The organism is Sporosarcina sp. FSL K6-2383 (assembly GCF_038618305.1).
In the GTDB taxonomy this organism is placed as follows: domain Bacteria; phylum Bacillota; class Bacilli; order Bacillales_A; family Planococcaceae; genus Sporosarcina.
In genome coordinates this window covers 1,780,929-1,799,108 of record NZ_CP152017.1, presented here as the reverse complement: position 1 = coordinate 1,799,108, position 18,180 = coordinate 1,780,929, and the positions used below count along the sequence as shown (strand labels likewise).

20 protein-coding genes are annotated in these 18,180 nt (G+C 42.8%); 1 reads left to right on the top strand and 19 read right to left on the bottom strand.

What is annotated here, in order from left to right; translation table 11 throughout:
- Positions 1–77 precede the first annotated feature (77 nt).
- The 8 genes from panD to MKZ10_RS08935 all read right to left on the bottom strand — a co-directional run bounded on the left by panD (position 78) and on the right by MKZ10_RS08935 (position 6,921).
- Positions 78–461: an aspartate 1-decarboxylase gene (gene panD / locus MKZ10_RS08970; RefSeq protein ID WP_342509895.1), complete on the bottom strand. Its 384-nt coding sequence runs from the start codon at positions 459–461 to the stop codon at positions 78–80.
- A gap of 5 nt (positions 462–466) precedes the next feature.
- A complete protein-coding gene (gene panC, locus MKZ10_RS08965) occupies positions 467–1,336 on the bottom strand; it encodes a pantoate--beta-alanine ligase (RefSeq protein ID WP_342509893.1) in 870 nt (289 codons plus the stop codon).
- Positions 1,326–2,171, bottom strand: a complete 846-nt coding sequence (gene panB / locus MKZ10_RS08960) for a 3-methyl-2-oxobutanoate hydroxymethyltransferase (RefSeq protein ID WP_342509892.1) — start codon at positions 2,169–2,171, stop codon at positions 1,326–1,328. The genes panC and panB overlap by 11 nt, the downstream gene beginning before the upstream one ends.
- Positions 2,172–2,456: 285 nt before the next feature.
- Positions 2,457–3,440, bottom strand: a complete 984-nt coding sequence (locus MKZ10_RS08955; RefSeq protein ID WP_342509890.1) for a biotin--[acetyl-CoA-carboxylase] ligase — start codon at positions 3,438–3,440, stop codon at positions 2,457–2,459.
- Complete coding sequence (locus MKZ10_RS08950) at positions 3,418–4,608, bottom strand: CCA tRNA nucleotidyltransferase (protein ID WP_342509888.1); 1,191 nt, start codon at positions 4,606–4,608, stop codon at positions 3,418–3,420. The genes MKZ10_RS08955 and MKZ10_RS08950 overlap by 23 nt, the downstream gene beginning before the upstream one ends.
- A complete protein-coding gene (gene bshA / locus MKZ10_RS08945) occupies positions 4,605–5,747 on the bottom strand; it encodes an N-acetyl-alpha-D-glucosaminyl L-malate synthase BshA (RefSeq protein ID WP_342509886.1) in 1,143 nt (380 codons plus the stop codon). Before bshA ends, MKZ10_RS08950 begins: the two co-directional genes overlap by 4 nt.
- Positions 5,748–5,788: 41 nt before the next feature.
- A complete protein-coding gene (gene dapB / locus MKZ10_RS08940; protein WP_342509884.1) occupies positions 5,789–6,589 on the bottom strand; it encodes a 4-hydroxy-tetrahydrodipicolinate reductase in 801 nt (266 codons plus the stop codon).
- Complete coding sequence (locus MKZ10_RS08935; protein ID WP_342509882.1) at positions 6,586–6,921, bottom strand: nucleotide pyrophosphohydrolase; 336 nt, start codon at positions 6,919–6,921, stop codon at positions 6,586–6,588. The genes dapB and MKZ10_RS08935 overlap by 4 nt, the downstream gene beginning before the upstream one ends.
- A 105-nt stretch (positions 6,922–7,026) precedes the next feature.
- Here MKZ10_RS08935 and MKZ10_RS08930 point away from each other — a divergent pair, with 105 nt between their 5' ends.
- Positions 7,027–7,899: a YitT family protein gene (locus tag MKZ10_RS08930; protein WP_342509880.1), complete on the top strand. Its 873-nt coding sequence runs from the start codon at positions 7,027–7,029 to the stop codon at positions 7,897–7,899.
- Positions 7,900–8,448: 549 nt separating this feature from the next.
- On the opposite strand, the gene MKZ10_RS08925 is transcribed toward MKZ10_RS08930, so the two are convergent.
- From MKZ10_RS08925 to hisC, 11 genes are all read right to left on the bottom strand, one after another.
- Entirely contained in the window at positions 8,449–9,120 is a 672-nt protein-coding gene (locus tag MKZ10_RS08925) for a zinc metallopeptidase (RefSeq protein ID WP_342509878.1), read from the bottom strand.
- A gap of 153 nt (positions 9,121–9,273) precedes the next feature.
- A complete protein-coding gene (locus tag MKZ10_RS08920; protein ID WP_342509876.1) occupies positions 9,274–9,876 on the bottom strand; it encodes a DUF1405 domain-containing protein in 603 nt (200 codons plus the stop codon).
- A gap of 77 nt (positions 9,877–9,953) precedes the next feature.
- Positions 9,954–10,721: a c-type cytochrome gene (locus MKZ10_RS08915; RefSeq protein ID WP_342509874.1), complete on the bottom strand. Its 768-nt coding sequence runs from the start codon at positions 10,719–10,721 to the stop codon at positions 9,954–9,956.
- Positions 10,722–10,762: 41 nt separating this feature from the next.
- The gene (locus tag MKZ10_RS08910) at positions 10,763–11,437 is read right to left on the bottom strand and encodes a cytochrome b6 (RefSeq protein WP_340738598.1); all 675 of its coding nucleotides are present in this window, start codon (positions 11,435–11,437) and stop codon (positions 10,763–10,765) included.
- A 23-nt stretch (positions 11,438–11,460) separates the two neighbouring features.
- Positions 11,461–11,967, bottom strand: a complete 507-nt coding sequence (locus tag MKZ10_RS08905) for a ubiquinol-cytochrome c reductase iron-sulfur subunit (protein ID WP_342509870.1) — start codon at positions 11,965–11,967, stop codon at positions 11,461–11,463.
- Positions 11,968–12,255: 288 nt separating this feature from the next.
- Positions 12,256–12,705, bottom strand: a complete 450-nt coding sequence (locus tag MKZ10_RS08900; protein ID WP_342509868.1) for a DUF2487 family protein — start codon at positions 12,703–12,705, stop codon at positions 12,256–12,258.
- 82 nt (positions 12,706–12,787) lie between these two features.
- The gene (locus tag MKZ10_RS08895) at positions 12,788–13,339 is read right to left on the bottom strand and encodes a ReoY family proteolytic degradation factor (RefSeq protein WP_342509866.1); all 552 of its coding nucleotides are present in this window, start codon (positions 13,337–13,339) and stop codon (positions 12,788–12,790) included.
- Position 13,340: 1 nt separating this feature from the next.
- Positions 13,341–14,606, bottom strand: a complete 1,266-nt coding sequence (locus tag MKZ10_RS08890; protein WP_342509864.1) for a tetratricopeptide repeat protein — start codon at positions 14,604–14,606, stop codon at positions 13,341–13,343.
- Between the two features lie 37 nt (positions 14,607–14,643).
- Complete coding sequence (gene aroA, locus MKZ10_RS08885; RefSeq protein WP_342510118.1) at positions 14,644–15,948, bottom strand: 3-phosphoshikimate 1-carboxyvinyltransferase; 1,305 nt, start codon at positions 15,946–15,948, stop codon at positions 14,644–14,646.
- 20 nt (positions 15,949–15,968) lie between these two features.
- A complete protein-coding gene (locus MKZ10_RS08880) occupies positions 15,969–17,066 on the bottom strand; it encodes a prephenate dehydrogenase (RefSeq protein ID WP_342509862.1) in 1,098 nt (365 codons plus the stop codon).
- The gene (gene hisC, locus MKZ10_RS08875; protein WP_342509860.1) at positions 17,063–18,163 is read right to left on the bottom strand and encodes a histidinol-phosphate transaminase; all 1,101 of its coding nucleotides are present in this window, start codon (positions 18,161–18,163) and stop codon (positions 17,063–17,065) included. The genes MKZ10_RS08880 and hisC overlap by 4 nt, the downstream gene beginning before the upstream one ends.
- Positions 18,164–18,180: the final 17 nt, after the last annotated feature.

The following is an 18,180-nucleotide window of genomic DNA, read 5'->3' as shown; positions in this document are numbered from 1 at the left end:
CATTTCAGCGTTTGAAAACAAAAAAGCCCCTATGAAATCATCGTCTACCGATTCCATAGGAGTCCTATTACGAGACGTTATGCGTACGTCATCCCTTGCTTCTCTTTGATGACTTCTTTCACGCCATTTTTTTCGTCCATAATAAGAACGGTTGGTTCATGCGTCAACGCTTCTTCGTTTGTTACATAGGCATAGGAGATAATGATAACAATATCGCCACGCTGAACGAGTCTTGCTGCTGCTCCGTTTACACAGATGACACCACTACCACGTTCTCCTGCAATAATATACGTTTCAAATCTTGCACCATTATTATTATTGACAATATGCACTTTCTCATTCGGTAGCATGCCCGCAGCATCTAGCACATCGCTATCAATCGTAATGCTTCCCACATAATTTAAATCGGCCTCCGTGACAGTTGCACGGTGCAATTTACTATTCATCATCATTCTGAACATAACACTCATCCTTTTAGTGGAATAATTATATTATCAATCAATCTTGTTTTGCTAAATTTCACGGCACACGCAAGTATAACTTCCTTGCTAGTCGCATCTGCTTGTGTCAGCTCTGGATACGCCAGCAATGACACATAGTCAATGCTACCTGAACTATTTGTAACAATTGCATCGGCTACTTGTTGCTCTATATCATTCACTGACAAGCCTTCTACAACTAACCCTGCACCTAATTGAAGGGCTTGTTGAATAACAGGCGCTTCCTTACGCTCCGCTTCCGTCAAATGGACATTGCGTGAACTTTTCGCCAAGCCATCCTGCTCACGAACTGTTGGGACACGGACAATCTTCGTTCTCAAATTAAAATCACGGATAAACGTCTCAATAATCGCTAGCTGTTGCGCATCTTTCAAACCAAAATACGAACGATCTGGATCAACGATGTTGAACAACTTCAACACGACTTTTAACACACCATCGAAATGTCCCGGTCTAGATGCTCCGCAAAGTTCTGCTGCTTGGGGACCAGGTAAAATACGAATTCCACCTTCTTGCGGATACATTTCCTCTCGTGTCGGCATGAACAGAATAGTAACACCCGCTTCAGTCGCAAGACGCGCATCACGCTCTATATCACGCGGATACGCCTCAAAATCTTCCCCAGGACCGAATTGAGCCGGATTGACAAAAATACTCATGACAACAACGTCATTTTGTTGCCTAGCCTGCTCCACTAATGACAAATGTCCTTCATGTAAAAAGCCCATCGTCGGGACAAAACCGACTGACAATCCTTGTTGTCGACGTTCAGTCAGCAATTGCTGTAAGTCTTGAATCGTATGCACAATTGATAGTGCTGTCACTTCATTCGCCACCTTTTTTACCTCCGTACAAAGACACCAACTCTTCTGCCTTCATCGTGAAACGGTGATGCTCCGCAGGAAAAGATTGTTCTTTAACGGCTTTGACATACTTTGTGATTCCTTCACCAATGACCGTTCCAACGTCAGCAAATGTTTCGACAAATTTCGGAACGCGATGACTACCATATGTGACTGTATCGTGGAAAACAAGTACTTGTCCGTCTGTTCCTGCCCCTGCACCAATCCCAATGACTGGAATAGATACTGCCGCTGTCACTTCATCTGCTAGCTGATACGGGATACATTCCAATACAATCATGCAAGCTCCCGCTGCTTCACTAGCGCGTGCATCTTCAATCAGTTGCTGTGCCGCCGCAGCCGTCTTTCCTTGCACCTTATAGCCACCTACAACTGCTGCAGATTGAGGAAGTAAGCCAAGATGCCCAACAACCGGAATTCCTACGCTTGTCAACAGACGAATCTTGTCAATCACTTGCCCTGCTCCTTCAACTTTTAAGGCATGCGCACCCGTCTGTTGGAACATGTGGACCGCAGCAGCAAGTGTACTATCGTCAGAGCCATGATAAGAACCGAATGGCATGTCCACGACGATGAATGTATCCGTCGCTCCTCTTTTCACTGCTTTTCCATGATGGATCATATCATCCACCGTGACAGAAACCGTTGAATCATAACCAAGAACGACCATACCGAGCGAATCACCGACGAGCAAAACATCTACCCCTGCTTCTTCCGCAATTTTTGCTGAAGGGTGATCATAAGCTGTCAGCATGACAATTTTCTCGCCCTCTTTTTTCATGTTGATAAAATCAAGTGTACTTTTCATCTTATTTTGCTCCCTTCTCTGGGAGAAAACCGACTATAAAAAATCCTTCCACCCATAATATGGACAGAAGGATTGTATCATCACGTAATGGTTTCCTCCGTCCCTGTCTTAGTAAAGATCAAGGCAGATCCTATTGAATTTTAAAATTTCTAGGTATCACTAACAGGTGCAGTTCACAAACTGATACCGCCCTTCGACACTACTATAACAAATTGACAGATGCATGTATACAAATCAAGTTCAAAAAGTTGTCACAGTTTCTGATTACCTAAAAGTCCTGCCGAATCAACTCGAAACCTCTATATCGGCAGAGTAAATACCACGGATTGAGCCATCATCTAACCGCAATTCTAGTACACCCTCATCGGATATGCCAATTGCAGTGCCTACCAATGTTTCATTCAACATCACTGCACGAATCCGTTTGCCTGTCGTATTGGAATAGCCTTCCCACAACAGTTTAATAGGACCAAAACCATGATTTTCATACATAGTCGTATACAGTTCAAGAAATCCAAGAATTTTTGCAATCAATTGCGGACGATCAACAGGCTTGCCCATTAAAATTTGTAGGGAAGTGGCAATATCATGTAATTCCGCAGGGAAGTCAGCTAGCTCCTGATTGACGTTCATACCAATACCGAGAATAATTGCTTTCACTTGGTCTGGATCTGCCTGCAGCTCTGTCAAAATGCCTGTCACTTTTTTACCATCCACTAAAATATCATTGGGCCATTTGATTGTTGGTTCAATACCCGTTAGCTCTTCGATAGCGCGTGTGACAGCAACTGCTGCTACAAGCGTCATCTGCGGTGCCTGCTGCGGAGTCAACGACGGCCGTGAAATCACACTCATCCAAATCCCTTTACCTGATTTGGAACTCCAAGGACGCGCCATGCGCCCCTTTCCTGCCGTCTGTTCTTCCGAAATAATGACTGTGCCATTTAGCGCAGCATTTTGCGCCTCTTCATGTGCAATAATCTGGGTAGACTCACAGGTTTCAAAATATCGAATATGTTGACCATAATTTTTAGTTGTCAAATGTTGCTGGACATTCGCTGCATTCACTCGATCAGGTGAGCCAATAAGCATATAGCCTTTTTTGCGGATTGTCCCAATTTCATAGCCTTCTTTTTCAAGCTCTTTAACGTATTTCCAAATCGCCGTTCTTGATAAGCCGTATTCATCGGCGATTTCCTGTCCAGATACGGGTTCGCCATTCGCTTCAAATAATCTTTTCAGCAACTCATTTTTCACTCTTGAATTCATTGAAAAACCATTCCTTTATGTTGTTTGGATTATTTTCACATTTCCCATGAAGAACAGCTATCGTGATTTTTCCAATCCATTCACCGGTCCATCTGCCACCACGTAATCCCGTCCAACCTAACAAATCTTTGCCTGTTACAGCTAAATCGGCAACCGATTGAATCGGCAATGACTGTTTCTTAGAGATAACCTCTCTCTTTGTCAACACTTGGCTTGAATGACCCATTACATGAACCCACTTTTCAGCTAACAAAAGGACTGCTACATCGAACTTATAATAATCATCAATCGTAAACAAAGCACTGTATCTTACCGTAGATGCTTGGTGCACCGCCGATAAAAATGTTTTCTCAGCATTCGAGAGCTTATACGCTTTAGCAACCTGCCCTGGGGTAAAACCACCTGCAAGCATTACGCAAGCCCACCCTTCGGTAGCCGTCTCGAAAGGCACCATTTTGTTGATCTTGTCGATACTTTCTGGGAATAAAGGCAAGTGACTAGCAAGTCCCGTTTGTTCGATGAAATGGAATGCCTTTATAGGATTAGCACCTTTAAACAGCTTACCCATCTCTGCTTTTAATCGCTCCACTGAAATATACTGAATCCGTGGCGCATAGCTACGAATCGCTTCAAATGTATCTTCTTCAATTGCGAAATCGAGAACAGATGTAAAGCGTACCGCACGAAACATTCGAAGGGCATCTTCGTCAAAACGATCTGCCGCATGACCAACAGCCCGAATCAGTTGACGCGTCATGTCCTCCTGCCCACCAAATAAATCAATCAGTTCACCATCTTTTGTCATCGCGAGTGCATTCATCGTGAAATCTCTACGTAGTAAATCTTCCCGCAATGAGGTAACGAACTGCACTTCATCCGGGCGACGATGATCGCTATACGTCCCTTCTGTTCGGTAAGTCGTCACTTCAATCGGTTCCCCGTTCATCAATACAAGAACCGTTCCATGCGCTGTCCCAATGTCTACAGTCATTGGAAATAATGCCTTTACTTCTTCAGGCTTTGCCGAGGTGGCAATATCAATATCCGTTGCCGGTTTTCCCAAGACATAATCTCGGACCGCTCCCCCAACAAATACAGCCTCATAGCCCGCTTGTTCAAGTAAACGGATGACTTCGCGACTTGACTCTGTTGCAAAATGGGCTGTCATTGGCTACCCGCCGCTTCATAATACAATTTTTCGTACTGTGTCACAATCGTTGTTGAATGAAATTTATTCGCAACTGTCGCCAGCCCATTTCGCTGAAATGACGCATGCAATTGATCATCCATCAGTAATTGAAGTGCTCTATCAGCAGCCATTGCCACATCACCAAGTTCAACGAGAAAACCATTGACGCCATCTTCAACCACTTCGGGAATTCCCCCAATGGCCGTCGCAACAGAGGGTACTCCACAAGCAAATGCCTCCAATAATACAAGTCCAAATGCCTCTTTTTCTGACAGTAAAAACATAACATCACTAATGGCGAGGAGCTCTGGTAAATCATCGCGCTTGCCAGTGAAAATAACATCATCTTGTAAACCCAACTCACGAACAAGTTCTTCCATCGCCGCTTTTTCCGGTCCCTCACCAACAAGCAACAATTTCGCATTCGATTGTTGAGCGACACGTCGATAGCTTTCAATAATATCAGGAATGCGTTTTACAGCTCTAAAGTTAGAAATATGAATAATTACTTTTTCATCCCGTCCAATGCCCAGTTCACTTTTCAATCTTCCAGGCTCAACTGGATGATATTTGTCTTCATCTATAAAATTGTAAATCGTCAACAAATCTTTTTCCGGTCCAATCAATTCAAGCGTTTCTTGTCGTAGTGATTCAGAAACGGTCGTTGTAATGGTTGATTTATTAATACCATAGCGGACAGTATTACGCAGTGCCGGATCATGTCCTAGAATCGTGACATCTGTTCCATGCAATGTTGTAATGACGCCAATCGTTGAATTGGCCATATCTTTACCAAGCGCAGCGGATACGGCGTGTGGGACAGCATAATGTACATGTAGCAAATCTAATTTTTCCGTTTCAATCACTTGTGCAATGCGATTAGCAAGTGCGATATCATAAGGTGGATATTTAAAAACTGCATAGCCGTCGATTTTAACTTCATGAAAGTGGATGTTAGGATGGGCTTCGAGGAAACGGAAAGGCATACCCGATGTTATGTAATGCATTTCGTGACCCCTATCTGCCATCATTTTCCCAAGTTCAGTTGCCACAACCCCAGACCCTCCTAGTGAAGGATAGCAGATTACACCTACTTTCAATTTTTTCAATTTCAACATTTCCTTTCGTTCTAGCATCATTACTTAATTTCAATTACCGTTTAATCAATAATATTCTCAAGCCCATAAACAAGATCTTTCCTTACAGTCACATCGCGTACCGCCATCAGAATACCTGGCATAAAGCTATTACGGTCAAATGAGTCATGACGGATCGTAAGTAATTCACCTTCGCCCCCCAGAAGCACTTGTTGATGTGCAAGTAATCCCGGTAGTCTAATGCTATGGATTTTCATCCCTTCTACATCCGCACCGCGTGCGCCCGCCTGATGTTCCTGCTCCTCTGGATGACCTTGCAGATGTGGTTCCCTAACGGCTGTAATCATTTCAGCTGTTTTCACTGCCGTTCCTGATGGTGCGTCAAGTTTTCGATCGTGATGCATTTCAAGTATTTCAACATCTCCAAGATAGCGTGCCGCCATAACCGAAAACTTCATCATTAGGACAGCACCTATTGAGAAATTCGGTGCGATAATTGTGCCTAATTGGGCGTCAGTAGACAAGTTGGATAAAATCGAAATCTGTTCTTTGGAAAGACCAGACGTCCCAACAACTGGACGTATGCCAAGCCCTATCGCCTCTTTCACATTCATGAAAACTGCATCTGGGTCCGTCACATCAAGCAGAACATCGGGCTCTGTATCAGCCGCCAATTCGACAAGTGACGTGTAAAACGGTACTCCCACGCGCTCTTCCGTAATGATTGAATTATGTAAGTACATCCCCGCATATTTATAATCAAGGGCAGCGACCACTTCCATATCAGGTGCTGCCGTTATCGCTTGAAGTGCCGTACTTCCCATTCTGCCACGTATTCCTGCAATCGCAACTTTTATCATCAAACTTCCTCCTTTTTTGTCCAGCGATCTGCATCACGATGTTTGAATTTATCTACCACGGTCGTCAATGCCTTTTCTAGGCTAATCCCCTGTGAATTAGCAAAACAGACGAGCACAAAAAACAAATCTCCAGTTTCTTCTTCAAGTGAACGGACTGCCTCACTCGATTTTTTCTTTTTCATCCCATAGACATGTTGAACTTCCCTCGACAACTCACCAAGCTCTTCCGTCAAGCGGGCGAGCAATTCCATCGGCGGGAAATAGCCTTCTTTAAAACCATTTATGTACAAATCAACTTCCTGTTGTAGCTCATCCAACGACTTTGATGACTCCATTTGTATCAACTCCTTATCCTATCGTATAAATTAACGCCACTATTGTCAAAATATAAAATATGACTGATAATAGCACTATTGCTTAAACTGAGAGGTGTGCATTGAATGCTAGACGGAATTAAATTTAAAAATATCTTTTTCATCATACTCGGCGCTGCTATCTTCAGTTTCGGACTCGTCCATTTTAATATTCAAAATGAACTTGCCGAAGGTGGTTTTACAGGGATTACACTTATTTTATTATTTGCATTCAATTGGGACCCCGCTATTATGAACCTTGTTCTCAATATTCCCATGTTCATTATCGGCTGGAAGCTGTTAGGTAAAAGGGTATTCATCTACACTGTTATCGGAACTGTTGCAGTATCTGTCTTTATCAAAATCTTTATGATTTATCAAATTGATATTCATCTAAAAGATGATCTTTTCCTTGTCGCTTTGTTTGCCGGTCTGTTCATCGGAATTGGGCTCGGTATTATTTTTAGATATGGCGGTACAACAGGCGGTGTAGATATTATCGCACGTCTTGCTCATAAATACATGGGCTGGAGCATGGGAAAAACAATGTTTATGTTCGATGCAGTTGTCATACTCGTTTCCTGGGCGGTCTATTTGGATCATCGTTCGATGATGTATACGCTTGTCGCCTTGTTCGTTGGCGCCCGCGTCATCGACTTTGTACAAGAAGGGGCTTATGCAGCAAGGGGAGCATTTATCATTTCTAATGCACAAGACGAAATTGCAGCAAAAATCGCAACAGAAATGGATCGTGGCGTCACTGTCCTAAAAGGCTACGGACATTATACGAAGGCTGACCGAGAAGTTTTATACTGCGTTGTCGGTAGAAACGAAGTGATGCGCTTAAAAAACATCATCACTTCCATCGACCCACACGCGTTCGTATCCCTCATCGACGCCTATGATGTGATGGGTGAAGGCTTCACGCTAGATGACCAGAAACGACCGCTTGAACGATAGCTAAAAAAATAGCACACCTGGTGATTAACCATTTACTTGCATAAATTGTGACTAAATAAAGGCTTAAAAATTTCCTTTTCCACCGGGCTATTTTCGGTTCGCTTTCAGTGAAATATCCAAGACATAATTACCGAGGATCAAGCATGGCTAGAGAGATGACTCCGTCATTTCTAGCCATGCTTTTTCGGTCATCTTGTTATGAATAATTACCTGTCGCACACCTACAATATTTAAGTGAAAAATACAGATGCTTGGGAAGAAAAGAATAGATGACATTGTTAAAGAGTATAAGTTCCCGAAGATACAATTTCGGGAACTCTTGCACCTTGTACAAGGTGTCCTATTTTACTTTTTAGCAAGCCCTATAAGAAAGTGTCACTTTCTAAAATAACAATGGAAAAGACTATGCTGAAAGCTTCAACCGCCAAAATACTTACACATAGAACACCTGATATTTAATTAAGTTATTTTTTGGTTAATCCTCAGGCATGAAAGAATGGCATTAAAAAAATCCGTCGCTCAGTATTTGAGGACGGATTCTCTATCGATTTAGTCTCTATTTGTGAAAATCAATAACAAACGAACCAATTCAAGAACAGCTACTGCCGCGGCTGCAACGTATGTCATGGCTGCTGCGCTCAGTACTTTCTTAGCATGTGGTTCTTCTTCGTTACGAATAATATTTAGCTCTACAATTTGATTCATCGCGCGTGTCGATGCATTGAATTCCACTGGTAATGTCACAAGTTGGAACACAACCCCAACTGCAAGCAATGCAATCCCGATTCCAAGCAACGAGTTCATGCTTGAGAAAATAATACCAATCATAATGAATACCCAAGAAGCATTAGACGTAATGCTCGCAACAGGTGCTAAACGGTGACGGAAACGAAGATATGAATAGGCTTCCTTATCCTGAATCGCATGGCCAACTTCGTGTGCCGCAATAGCTGTACCAGCAACAGATGCTTCGTGGTAATTATGCGAAGATAACGCAACGATTTTTGTCATCGGGTTGTAGTGATCACTCAAAAAACCTTTACTTTCTACGACTTGTACATTTTGCAAACCATTATAATCTAAAATACGACGAGCAACTTCTGCTCCCGTCATACCTGATGTTGAACGGACTTTCGAATACTTTTTATACGTACTTTTCACTTTAAATTGAGCGTAAAGTGGCAGAATAATAATTGCCGCCAAGTAAATCCAAAACGACATAACCGATTTCCTCCCTTTTATCTATAAACTCTATTTTATAACGAGAGCATAGCTACTGCAACTATTTGCATTCATCAGAAGAAGTTCCCTACTGAAGAACGCAAGTATCCGGCTGATGTCACAAATGTCTAATTGTTCCTAGGTATCATTGATTTATCTCAATTTAACAGCAGCTATTCTTTTCCTCCATACCCAACAAGCAAGTAATATACAGGCTATCGACAACCAGAACGTGAAATAACCAATCTGATTCATATATTTCATCAAATCACCGTAGATAGGCATCTGGCCAAACACATAATCAATAACATCATTATGAAGCGTCCAAATAGCCGCTAGCGCAATATGACCAAAGCTGAAGCGATACAACTGGCTATACAGTACAGCTTGAACAGCCATCGCAAAATGCGAACCAACAAGCATCCAGCCAACCCAACTGAGTTCACCTGTCTCGATAAGCGTCAATATATTCATAACGACCGCCCATAAACCGTACTTAACGAGCGTAATGAGTGCAAGCGCTTCTATCAGCTTAAAATTACGTCCAATTAGCCAACCGATAATGGCAAGCGTAAAAAACAAACTTGCTGTCGGGCTATCAGGAACAAAAATCCAAAACTTCGGCTCAGTGATTTCCAGCTGCCACATATACCAATCGTAGCCATACACCGTACCTAATAAATTAATAAATAACAAAATCCAAAGAAATGATTTATGTGAAAGAATGAGCCAAATCCTCTGTATCAATAAACCCATAGACACCTCTCCATAATAATTTTTATATGTATACAAAAAAAGAGTCAGTTTCCTGACTCTTTTTTACGTACTGCTAATTACTCGCTCTTCAACTCTGCGATATATTCAGCAAGAACTTGTAACTCTTCGTCTGTTCCATCAAACAATCCTGCGGCCATAGCACCACGACCATCATGAACGATTGTTGTAATTTCCTCAGCTGACAAACCGGTATCAATTAGTGGTAAGCCAAGACCGCCTTGGAAGGCATCGCCGTGACAGGTAATACATGAAGCGGCTGCGTAGATTTGGTAGCCTTCTGCTTCCATATCAAACTCAGCTTCAACAGGAATAGCTCCTTGAATTTTTTGCTGTTCCCAATCATGGTTCACAACAGATTCCCATGTCAAATAGAACAGAGCAGCAAATGAAAGTAACATAAATGCCGTTGGTAATGGACGTTTGAATGGACGACGTTCTTTTGTCGTATCCATAAATGGTACAAGCATCAATGCTCCAAATGCTAGTCCTGGCATAACAAGTGCTCCAATAATATTATAAGGTCCGGAAGCAAATTCATACTTCAGTAACTGATACATGGAAAGGAAGTACCAGTCCGGAACAGGCATATACATTGTATCCGTTGGGTCCGCTTGACGTTCTAGCGGAGACGGATGGGCAACTGTTAATATTAAATATCCAATCAAGAAAACGGCACCAATCATCCATTCTTTCAAAAGGAAGTTTGGCCAAAAAGCTTCTGTTTTCCCTGGATATTCTGAGTAATCCTTCGGGACGTTCGGCATTTTATTTGTGGCCTTAATGCGCGAATCTCCAACAAATTTCATCCCTTTTCCGCGTTGCATAGTGTCCCCTCCTTTACAATCTCTTTAAAATTCTATGCCTCTTATAGAGGTCCAGAAATACCTTGTCTTCTAATCATGATAAAGTGTGCTGCAAGCAACCCAAGCAAAGCAGCTGGTAAGAAGAATACATGAATTGCAAAGAAACGCGTTAATGTTTGCGCACCTAGAATCGTTGAATCCCCTGCAAGCAGGATTTTAATCGATTCTCCAATGAACGGAACAGAAGCTGCAATCTCGATTCCTACTTTCGTAGCGAATACTGCTTTCATATCCCATGGCAATAGATAACCAGTGAAACCAAGTCCAAGCATAACCATAAAGATTAATACTCCGACAACCCAGTTTAGCTCACGTGGTTTCTTATAAGAACCTGTGAAGAAGACACGCAACGTATGTAGGAACATCATTACAATAACGAGCGAAGCTCCCCAGTGGTGCATCCCACGCACAATCTCACCGAATGCTACTTCATTTTGAAGGTAATAAACGGATTTCCATGCATTTTCAATATCCGGTGTGTAATACATTGTAAGGAACATACCGGAAAGAATCTGAATAACCGTGACGAAAAACGTCAAGCCTCCGAAACAATAAATGAATGCAGAAAAGTGATGTGCAGGGTTTACGTGCTCAGGTACTTCGTGGTCAGCGATATCACGCCATATTGGGGTGATATCCAACCGTTCGTCAACCCAATCATAAATTTTATTTAGCACTTCGGTCGTACCCCCTTACAATTTTAAACTAATGTGTTTGCCTTAACTACTCCAAGATAGACAAATCCGTCAACGATGCTAACTTCATATTCGTCAAGTGGTCCTGTCGGTGGTGTTCCAGGTACATTATTACCATCTTTCGTGTAACGTCCTGCGTGACACGGACAGAAGAACTGATCTGGGTGCTTATCATCTCCACCCCAGTTTACCGTACAGCCTAAATGCTTACAAACAGGAGAAAGTGCAACGACTTCATCGCCTTCTTTATAAACCCAAGCAGTGTTTGACACGTCGGATTTATACCAAGCATCTTTTCGATCCTTAATTGTGAAGTCGACACGAACTGGAATATCTGTAAGGTCGGCCACTTTTTGCGATGTTGGAATGAAATCTCCACCTGTCGATTCTTGCAAAACTGGGTCAATTGCAAATCGAATCATTGGCATCAGCATTGCAGAAGCCATGAATCCACCAGTTCCCATAAGTGTATAACTCATGAATTGGCGTCTTGACACTTTGTTGCTCATCATTTTCCCTCCTCTTACTTAAAGGTCAGTCCAATGGACATATTTTTGCTAATTGTAATACTAGGACATATCTATGATATATCAATACTTAAGGAAATTCAATCATGCTTTCTCTACAGATGTAAGATTGTGAACAAAAATCGAATTTTATCTTCATTCAACAAAAGCCCTCGCTAAATGGGGAACCCAAGCTAAGGTCGCCACTTCCTGTGGTAACGCCTGCATGACCTACATCCTGTTCGCACCGAGCTCGATAAAAGTCCGGACACAATTACGCCGAGGCGTAATTGATTATTGCTGTGACCACTTTTCTGTGAATCTCGGCAACACTTGTCGAAGCTGATCTTCAATAATCGTTTGTCGCAACTGCGGGTCCATGCTTTCCAGCGGGATCGAGGGTAGCCAAATGACTTCTCCACCCGTTTCAATACTTGTCCACGCAGAATCTGTCGTCAAAAAAAATACATGTTTAAAAGAAGTCGCTGAAACATCCTTCGCAAGCGTTGTAGCCATTGCTTGCAAATCCACCGACTGTGTGTAGGCAAATGGAGGCATAAGCATCATACGCCCTTTAAATTGTGTTTCGATAAATGCCGTGAGATGCATGAGAAACTCTGAAGATGACGAACTATTCTTCATCGCCCCCGGTTCCGTCTCCACTTTTAAAAGCGGTATGATCAAGGTATCAATATACTCTTTCTGTTGCAAATATGTATCCATATCCTTAGCTGTCCAGTTCATGACAAAAAACCTCCATAAAAAATACTAAAGGACCCCATCAAGGAAGGATGGAACTTTACCCTTCCCTAATAAGATGGAGTCTTCATTCCTTCGATACCTTCAAATCATTCAACATAGCAGATAGTACGAGAAATCTATCCCGATCATTGGCGTCTAAAGCTTCGTCAACCCTCTTCATCAAGGTATCTACTGTCGCAAAGGCGACACTCTCCTCCAGTAATTGCTGGGCAATTTTACGATCACTCTCGCTCACTTGCAAATAAGCAGGTAGAAATGGATTCTCCTCGCGAACACTCGCATACTGCGGACAAGCATGGCTATTTGGAAAATTAAGTTGAATATACATGTTATCCTCTGGGTGGAGCCTTAAATCATGAAATGATTTTTCGGCATCAGCAGTCATCAAATTCCCTTTATAAAAGCGAAATGGAATACTTTCCGACCCCGTTGTGGACATCACCATCGCACGGGGACAATAATGTGCTTCATCTGTAAAGTGGACATTGTGCAGAAGGTGATCATGGCTAAGAAGATAATTCAATATCCACACACATTCACGGCGCTTCAATTTGTACTGCTTTAAGAACCAGCGAACAAAATCCTTTTTAGCAGCAACAGGAATCATGGCCGTCATGTCACACCTCCTCGTCATTTTGTGCTTCCAGATAAGCTCTCCAATACTCATTTTCAGGAAGAAGATTGACCAATTCCTTCACAACTACAAGTGCCTCTTCTCGCTTTCCTTCTTCTAATAGGAAATTGGCGAAGCTTTCAAGAAACCCGTGATCTTCCTTCATTCCAACATATGCCTTACTATAGGATACGTATGCATCTTCGTATTGTTCCTCTCGCTCATAGGCATAAGCCAGAAAAGCATTGAGTAAGGCGTGATCATCCCACTCTTCTTTTGTATCCGAAAGGAGTTCAAACAGTTTCGTATCTTCTTCTCTTTCATTATACAATGAAGCGAGTGTAATGAGCGCCTCCATATATTCAGGATCTAAGGCGAGTGCTTCAAATAAATGCTCTTCTGCTTCTTCAGGCAAGCCTAGTTTTAAAGCCGATTTCCCCGCCGCTAAGCGAAGCTCCTTATCGAACTCATCTCTCCGTATCCCATCTTTGAACATCGCATACGCTTTTCGATCTTCTCCCATCACAGATAAAGACTGTCCTGCTAGCATATAAGCGGAAAAATAATCCGGATCCATATCGATTAAGTTCGTCAAATGTGCAACTGCTCGTTCTGCGTTACCACTTTGGAAGTAGGCAAATGCCGCCCCGAACAATGTGTCCGGCATAACTTGCTCTTCTAGCATTTCCTCATAATAAGGAATTGCTTCTTCATAAGCCGCGCCTGCACTATATGTCTCCGCAAGCCTTGCCAGTATACTTATTCCGCCTATTTCATCTGTTTCCTCATGCAAATCCAAATATAAACGAACGGCCTCTGCATACTTACCAGAGTCGAGGAGCAGCTCTGCATAAGCAAAGCGAATAACTGGCTCATACGGCACAAGTGCATGTGCTTCTTGAATTTTAGACAGTGCCGCCTCCGCCATACCAGACATTTGATAATAGTCAGCTAGCGCCATCAGTGCTTGCACATACTCTTCGTCATCTGGCCCTACATCTGTCAATAAGAGTAGCGCCTCGTCTTCTTCACCTAATTCAAGTAGCGTACTTGCACGGTCGATTTTAAGCTGCGCTTCATCTGGTAAATGAAGAAGCAATGTCTCATAAATGCGATCCGCCTCACCCATGAAACCGTAATCTGCAAGTAACCCCGCTGCTTCGTATAGCATATCGAAATCAGTCGATTCGTTTAACTGATCGATGAGACGACCTAAAGCGTCTACATCACCTTCCTGAATATATCTTTCAACTTGCTGTAACTGTCCCATATGTTCACCTGTTCTTTCACATTATATACATTCGCTATTATCCTTGAATGTGAACAGGAAAGGCAAGTTTTTCGAGATCATTGAAAAAAGTCGGATACGAAATATTAATGCACGAAGGGTCTTCAATGTTAATCGGGCCCGATGCAACCAGCGCTGCAATCCCTGCCATCATGCCGATACGATGATCACCGTAAGAGGACAGCGTGCCACCTGACAATGCAGTTGGTCCATGAATAATCATTCCATCTTCCGTCTCTTCGATCTTTGCACCTAGCTTTTTCAACTCCGTTGTGACCGCTGTAATACGGTCCGTCTCTTTAACGCGTAGCTCGGCTGCATCTTTAATAACTGTCACACCTTGCGCTTGCGTTGCTAGTAATGCGATGACCGGTAACTCATCAATCAGTCTTGGAATGAGATCACCGCTAATTTCTGTCCCATGCAATCCATCATGTGAAATAGTAACCGTACCATATGGTTCACCTGGTCCGTCTGATTGCTCAAGAATGTCAACCTTGACACCCATTGCCCGTAAGACATCTACTATACCCGTCCTTGTTGGATTAAGCCCCACATCCTTGAACGTCACGGAACTACCTTTAACCATCGCTGCCGCAGCCATAAAAAATGCCGCTGACGAAATATCACCTGGTACACGAACCGCTGTCCCACTCAGGACACTACCGCCCCTGACCCAAACTTTGTTGCCTTCCTTACGAATAGCTACTCCAAATTGTTCAAGCATCCGTTCTGTATGATCACGCGACACGGTCTGTTCGCTGACAGACGTTTCACCATCTGCCGTTAGCCCAGCAAAAAGAATTGCCGACTTTATTTGCGCACTAGCGATAGGCATGTCATAGTCTATAGCAGTTAAAGCACCGCCTTTAATAGTTAAAGGTAACAGATTGCTACTCTCAGATTCGCCTTCAATCGACGCCCCCATCGACTTTAGCGGCAATGACACTCGATTCATCGGGCGTTTCGACAAGTATTCATCGCCCGTTAGGACGGAAGTTATTTGTGAAGCGGCCAATATACCAAGTATAAGCCGTGCTGTTGTCCCCGAATTACCTGCATATAAATTGCCAGAGGGCTGTTTCCAACCATACATCCCTGGGCTTTCCACGGTTACATCTGTACCATTTCTGTCTATGGAGACACCTAGTTGTTTGAAGATATCAATCGTCCGCAAGCAATCTTCACCGTCTAGAAATCCTGTTATGGATGTTGTCCCTTTGGCAATAGAGCCAAGCATAACAGCACGGTGTGAAATCGATTTATCACCAGGTACTGTAATTTCACCTTGCAATATTGGTTTCTCAAACGCTACTTTTTTCATTTCTACCAAAAAGATCCCTCCTAAACAATTTGCATACTATAATCCATCGCTTTAGACAGTGCAGTTTTGGCACGCTCTCGGTCATCAGCACTTTGGAAGCTAATAACCAAAATACCGAAGACGTCTGTGCGTGTTTCAACAATACGAATATTCGTCAAACTAATTCGTTCATCAGCTAGTATTTTTGTGATTTCTGAAATAATACCCGGGTGGTCTGGAATATCGATATGCAGATCAAATGTTGTGTAAAACGCACCTTGTGAAGCAATAGGCAAGTCATCTCGATATTTCTTTGCTTCGGCAAAGTAATCATAGATTTCAGCAGGATTATTTGATGTTAGCATATCCCTTACATTGCCCATTTCTTCCAACCAACCATCCAATTGCTTTAACAGCTCTACTCTATTTTGCGTCGTAATGTCACGCCACATAACAGGGTCTGCTGAAGCGATACGCGTTAAATCACGAAAACCACCTGCTGCCAATTTATTGATGAAAGGCTGCTGTTGTTGCGCTGATAGTCGCCCGACAAGGGATGAGGCGATGAGATGTGGAAAGTGGCTTACAACAGCCGTCATGCGGTCATGTTCTTCCGCTTCCAGCACGACAACTTTGCCCTTTGTTGGTACAAGTAATTGACGTAGTCGTTCCACCTCACTACTAGCCGCTTGTGTATCTGGCGTTAATATGTAATACGCATTTTCAAACAAATGTCCTTTAGCAGCGGTTATGCCGCTTTTATGGGATCCTGTCATCGGATGACCGCCAATGAACGTAATTCCACGGTCGAGCAACGCTTTGGCTGCCTCCATGATTGGACCTTTTGTGCTACCTGTATCTGTCATAATAACATCTTCTTTTACCGTCCAGTCCACTGCCTGCTGCATCATCGCAACTGTCGTATTGACAGGCGTAGCAAAAATAATCACATCTGCCTGCTCACAAGCATTTTCAACGGATGTAGCAATCGTATCAATGACGCCTCTGCGGAATGCCTGGTCTAATGTGCTAAACGAACGATCATACCCAGTTATCTGTACTTCAGGGTCTCTTTTCAAAGCAAGTCCAAGCGACCCCCCTATCAAACCAAGCCCGATAATTGTAACCTGTAATTTCATGTTGCCGAACCTTCTACGACTAATAACGTATCAAACGCAGCGAAGAAATCACTGTTTTGCTGTTCTGTTCCAATCGTCACACGGACATAACCGGGTGTTCCAAGTGCATTACCACTTCTGATGATAAAACCTTGCTGCAATAATTGCTCGGCGGCTTGATCTGCATCGCCTGGCACTTCAATTAGCATGAAATTCGTTTCTGAATCGAAAATATGCAAGTTCTTATCTGCTGCATATTGTGTAAAACGCTGCCGCTGTTCATGATTAACCTGACGACAATGATCGATGAATGCTTGATCTGCCAATGCTTGTTCAGCAACAGCAAGTCCCATCGAGTTATTGTTAAATGGACTTCTCACTTTATTGAGATTCGTAATAACCTCTGGCTGACCAATTGCATAACCAACTCTAAATGCAGCGAGCCCATAAGCTTTAGAAAATGTCCGTAGAATAATAATATTCGGGAAACTTTGTAACCACGTAACCGAGTCAACATGATTAGCCGCAGTAATATATTCAAAATAAGCCTCATCTAGAACTACAAGAACCGTTTCAGGCACTTGTTCAAGAAAGGCTTTTAACCGATCACTCGGAATCAAATTACCTGTTGGGTTATTCGGATTGCATATCCAGACAACGGAAGTTTCGTTATCAATTGCACGAACAAAACTATCTAAGTCATGCTGGCCGTCTTGTAATGGGATTTGCCTGATTTCCGCTCCTTCAATTTTGGCATTATGTGCATATTGCGGAAAGGTCGTCGTTGCCATAATGGTGTTCGTTCCCTTGTCAAGCAGCGCCCTTGCAATGAGCATGATGATTTCGTCAGAACCATTACCAAATAACAATGCATCTTCACTGACACCATGCTTAGCTGCAACCTTACTGCGTAATGTACTTGCATACCCATCCGGATAAATTTCGTGCTGAATAGCATCCGATGTGATAAATTCTTTGACAGATGGTGAACAGCCATAGGGATTTTCGTTTGATGCGAGCTTGACGACTTCCTTCAATCCATAAAGAAGCGTCACTTCTTCAATCGATCTGCCTGGTTTATATGGGTTCATCCCTTCAAGTGCTTGTTTCCAGTTCATCTTAATCCCTCCGGTGC

What these genes read in the sequence shown, in the direction of transcription:
- MKZ10_RS08950 (WP_342509888.1), bottom strand. Translation starts at nt 4,608, where the DNA reads ATGACAGCCCATTTTGCAACAGAGTCAAGTCGCGAAGTCATCCGTTTA.
- MKZ10_RS08955 (WP_342509890.1), bottom strand. Translation starts at nt 3,440, where the DNA reads ATGAATTCAAGAGTGAAAAATGAGTTGCTGAAAAGATTATTTGAAGCG.
- aroA (WP_342510118.1), bottom strand. Translation starts at nt 15,948, where the DNA reads ATGAAAAAAGTAGCGTTTGAGAAACCAATATTGCAAGGTGAAATTACA.
- panD (WP_342509895.1), bottom strand. Translation starts at nt 461, where the DNA reads ATGTTCAGAATGATGATGAATAGTAAATTGCACCGTGCAACTGTCACG.
- MKZ10_RS08895 (WP_342509866.1), bottom strand. Translation starts at nt 13,339, where the DNA reads ATGACGGCCATGATTCCTGTTGCTGCTAAAAAGGATTTTGTTCGCTGG.
- MKZ10_RS08890 (WP_342509864.1), bottom strand. Translation starts at nt 14,606, where the DNA reads ATGGGACAGTTACAGCAAGTTGAAAGATATATTCAGGAAGGTGATGTA.
- MKZ10_RS08905 (WP_342509870.1), bottom strand. Translation starts at nt 11,967, where the DNA reads ATGATGAGCAACAAAGTGTCAAGACGCCAATTCATGAGTTATACACTT.
- MKZ10_RS08935 (WP_342509882.1), bottom strand. Translation starts at nt 6,921, where the DNA reads ATGGAGTCATCAAAGTCGTTGGATGAGCTACAACAGGAAGTTGATTTG.
- MKZ10_RS08880 (WP_342509862.1), bottom strand. Translation starts at nt 17,066, where the DNA reads ATGAAATTACAGGTTACAATTATCGGGCTTGGTTTGATAGGGGGGTCG.
- MKZ10_RS08900 (WP_342509868.1), bottom strand. Translation starts at nt 12,705, where the DNA reads ATGAACTGGACAGCTAAGGATATGGATACATATTTGCAACAGAAAGAG.
- hisC (WP_342509860.1), bottom strand. Translation starts at nt 18,163, where the DNA reads ATGAACTGGAAACAAGCACTTGAAGGGATGAACCCATATAAACCAGGC.
- bshA (WP_342509886.1), bottom strand. Translation starts at nt 5,747, where the DNA reads ATGTTGAAATTGAAAAAATTGAAAGTAGGTGTAATCTGCTATCCTTCA.
- panB (WP_342509892.1), bottom strand. Translation starts at nt 2,171, where the DNA reads ATGAAAAGTACACTTGATTTTATCAACATGAAAAAAGAGGGCGAGAAA.
- MKZ10_RS08915 (WP_342509874.1), bottom strand. Translation starts at nt 10,721, where the DNA reads ATGCAACGCGGAAAAGGGATGAAATTTGTTGGAGATTCGCGCATTAAG.
- MKZ10_RS08930 (WP_342509880.1), top strand. Translation starts at nt 7,027, where the DNA reads ATGCTAGACGGAATTAAATTTAAAAATATCTTTTTCATCATACTCGGC.
- MKZ10_RS08920 (WP_342509876.1), bottom strand. Translation starts at nt 9,876, where the DNA reads ATGGGTTTATTGATACAGAGGATTTGGCTCATTCTTTCACATAAATCA.
- MKZ10_RS08925 (WP_342509878.1), bottom strand. Translation starts at nt 9,120, where the DNA reads ATGTCGTTTTGGATTTACTTGGCGGCAATTATTATTCTGCCACTTTAC.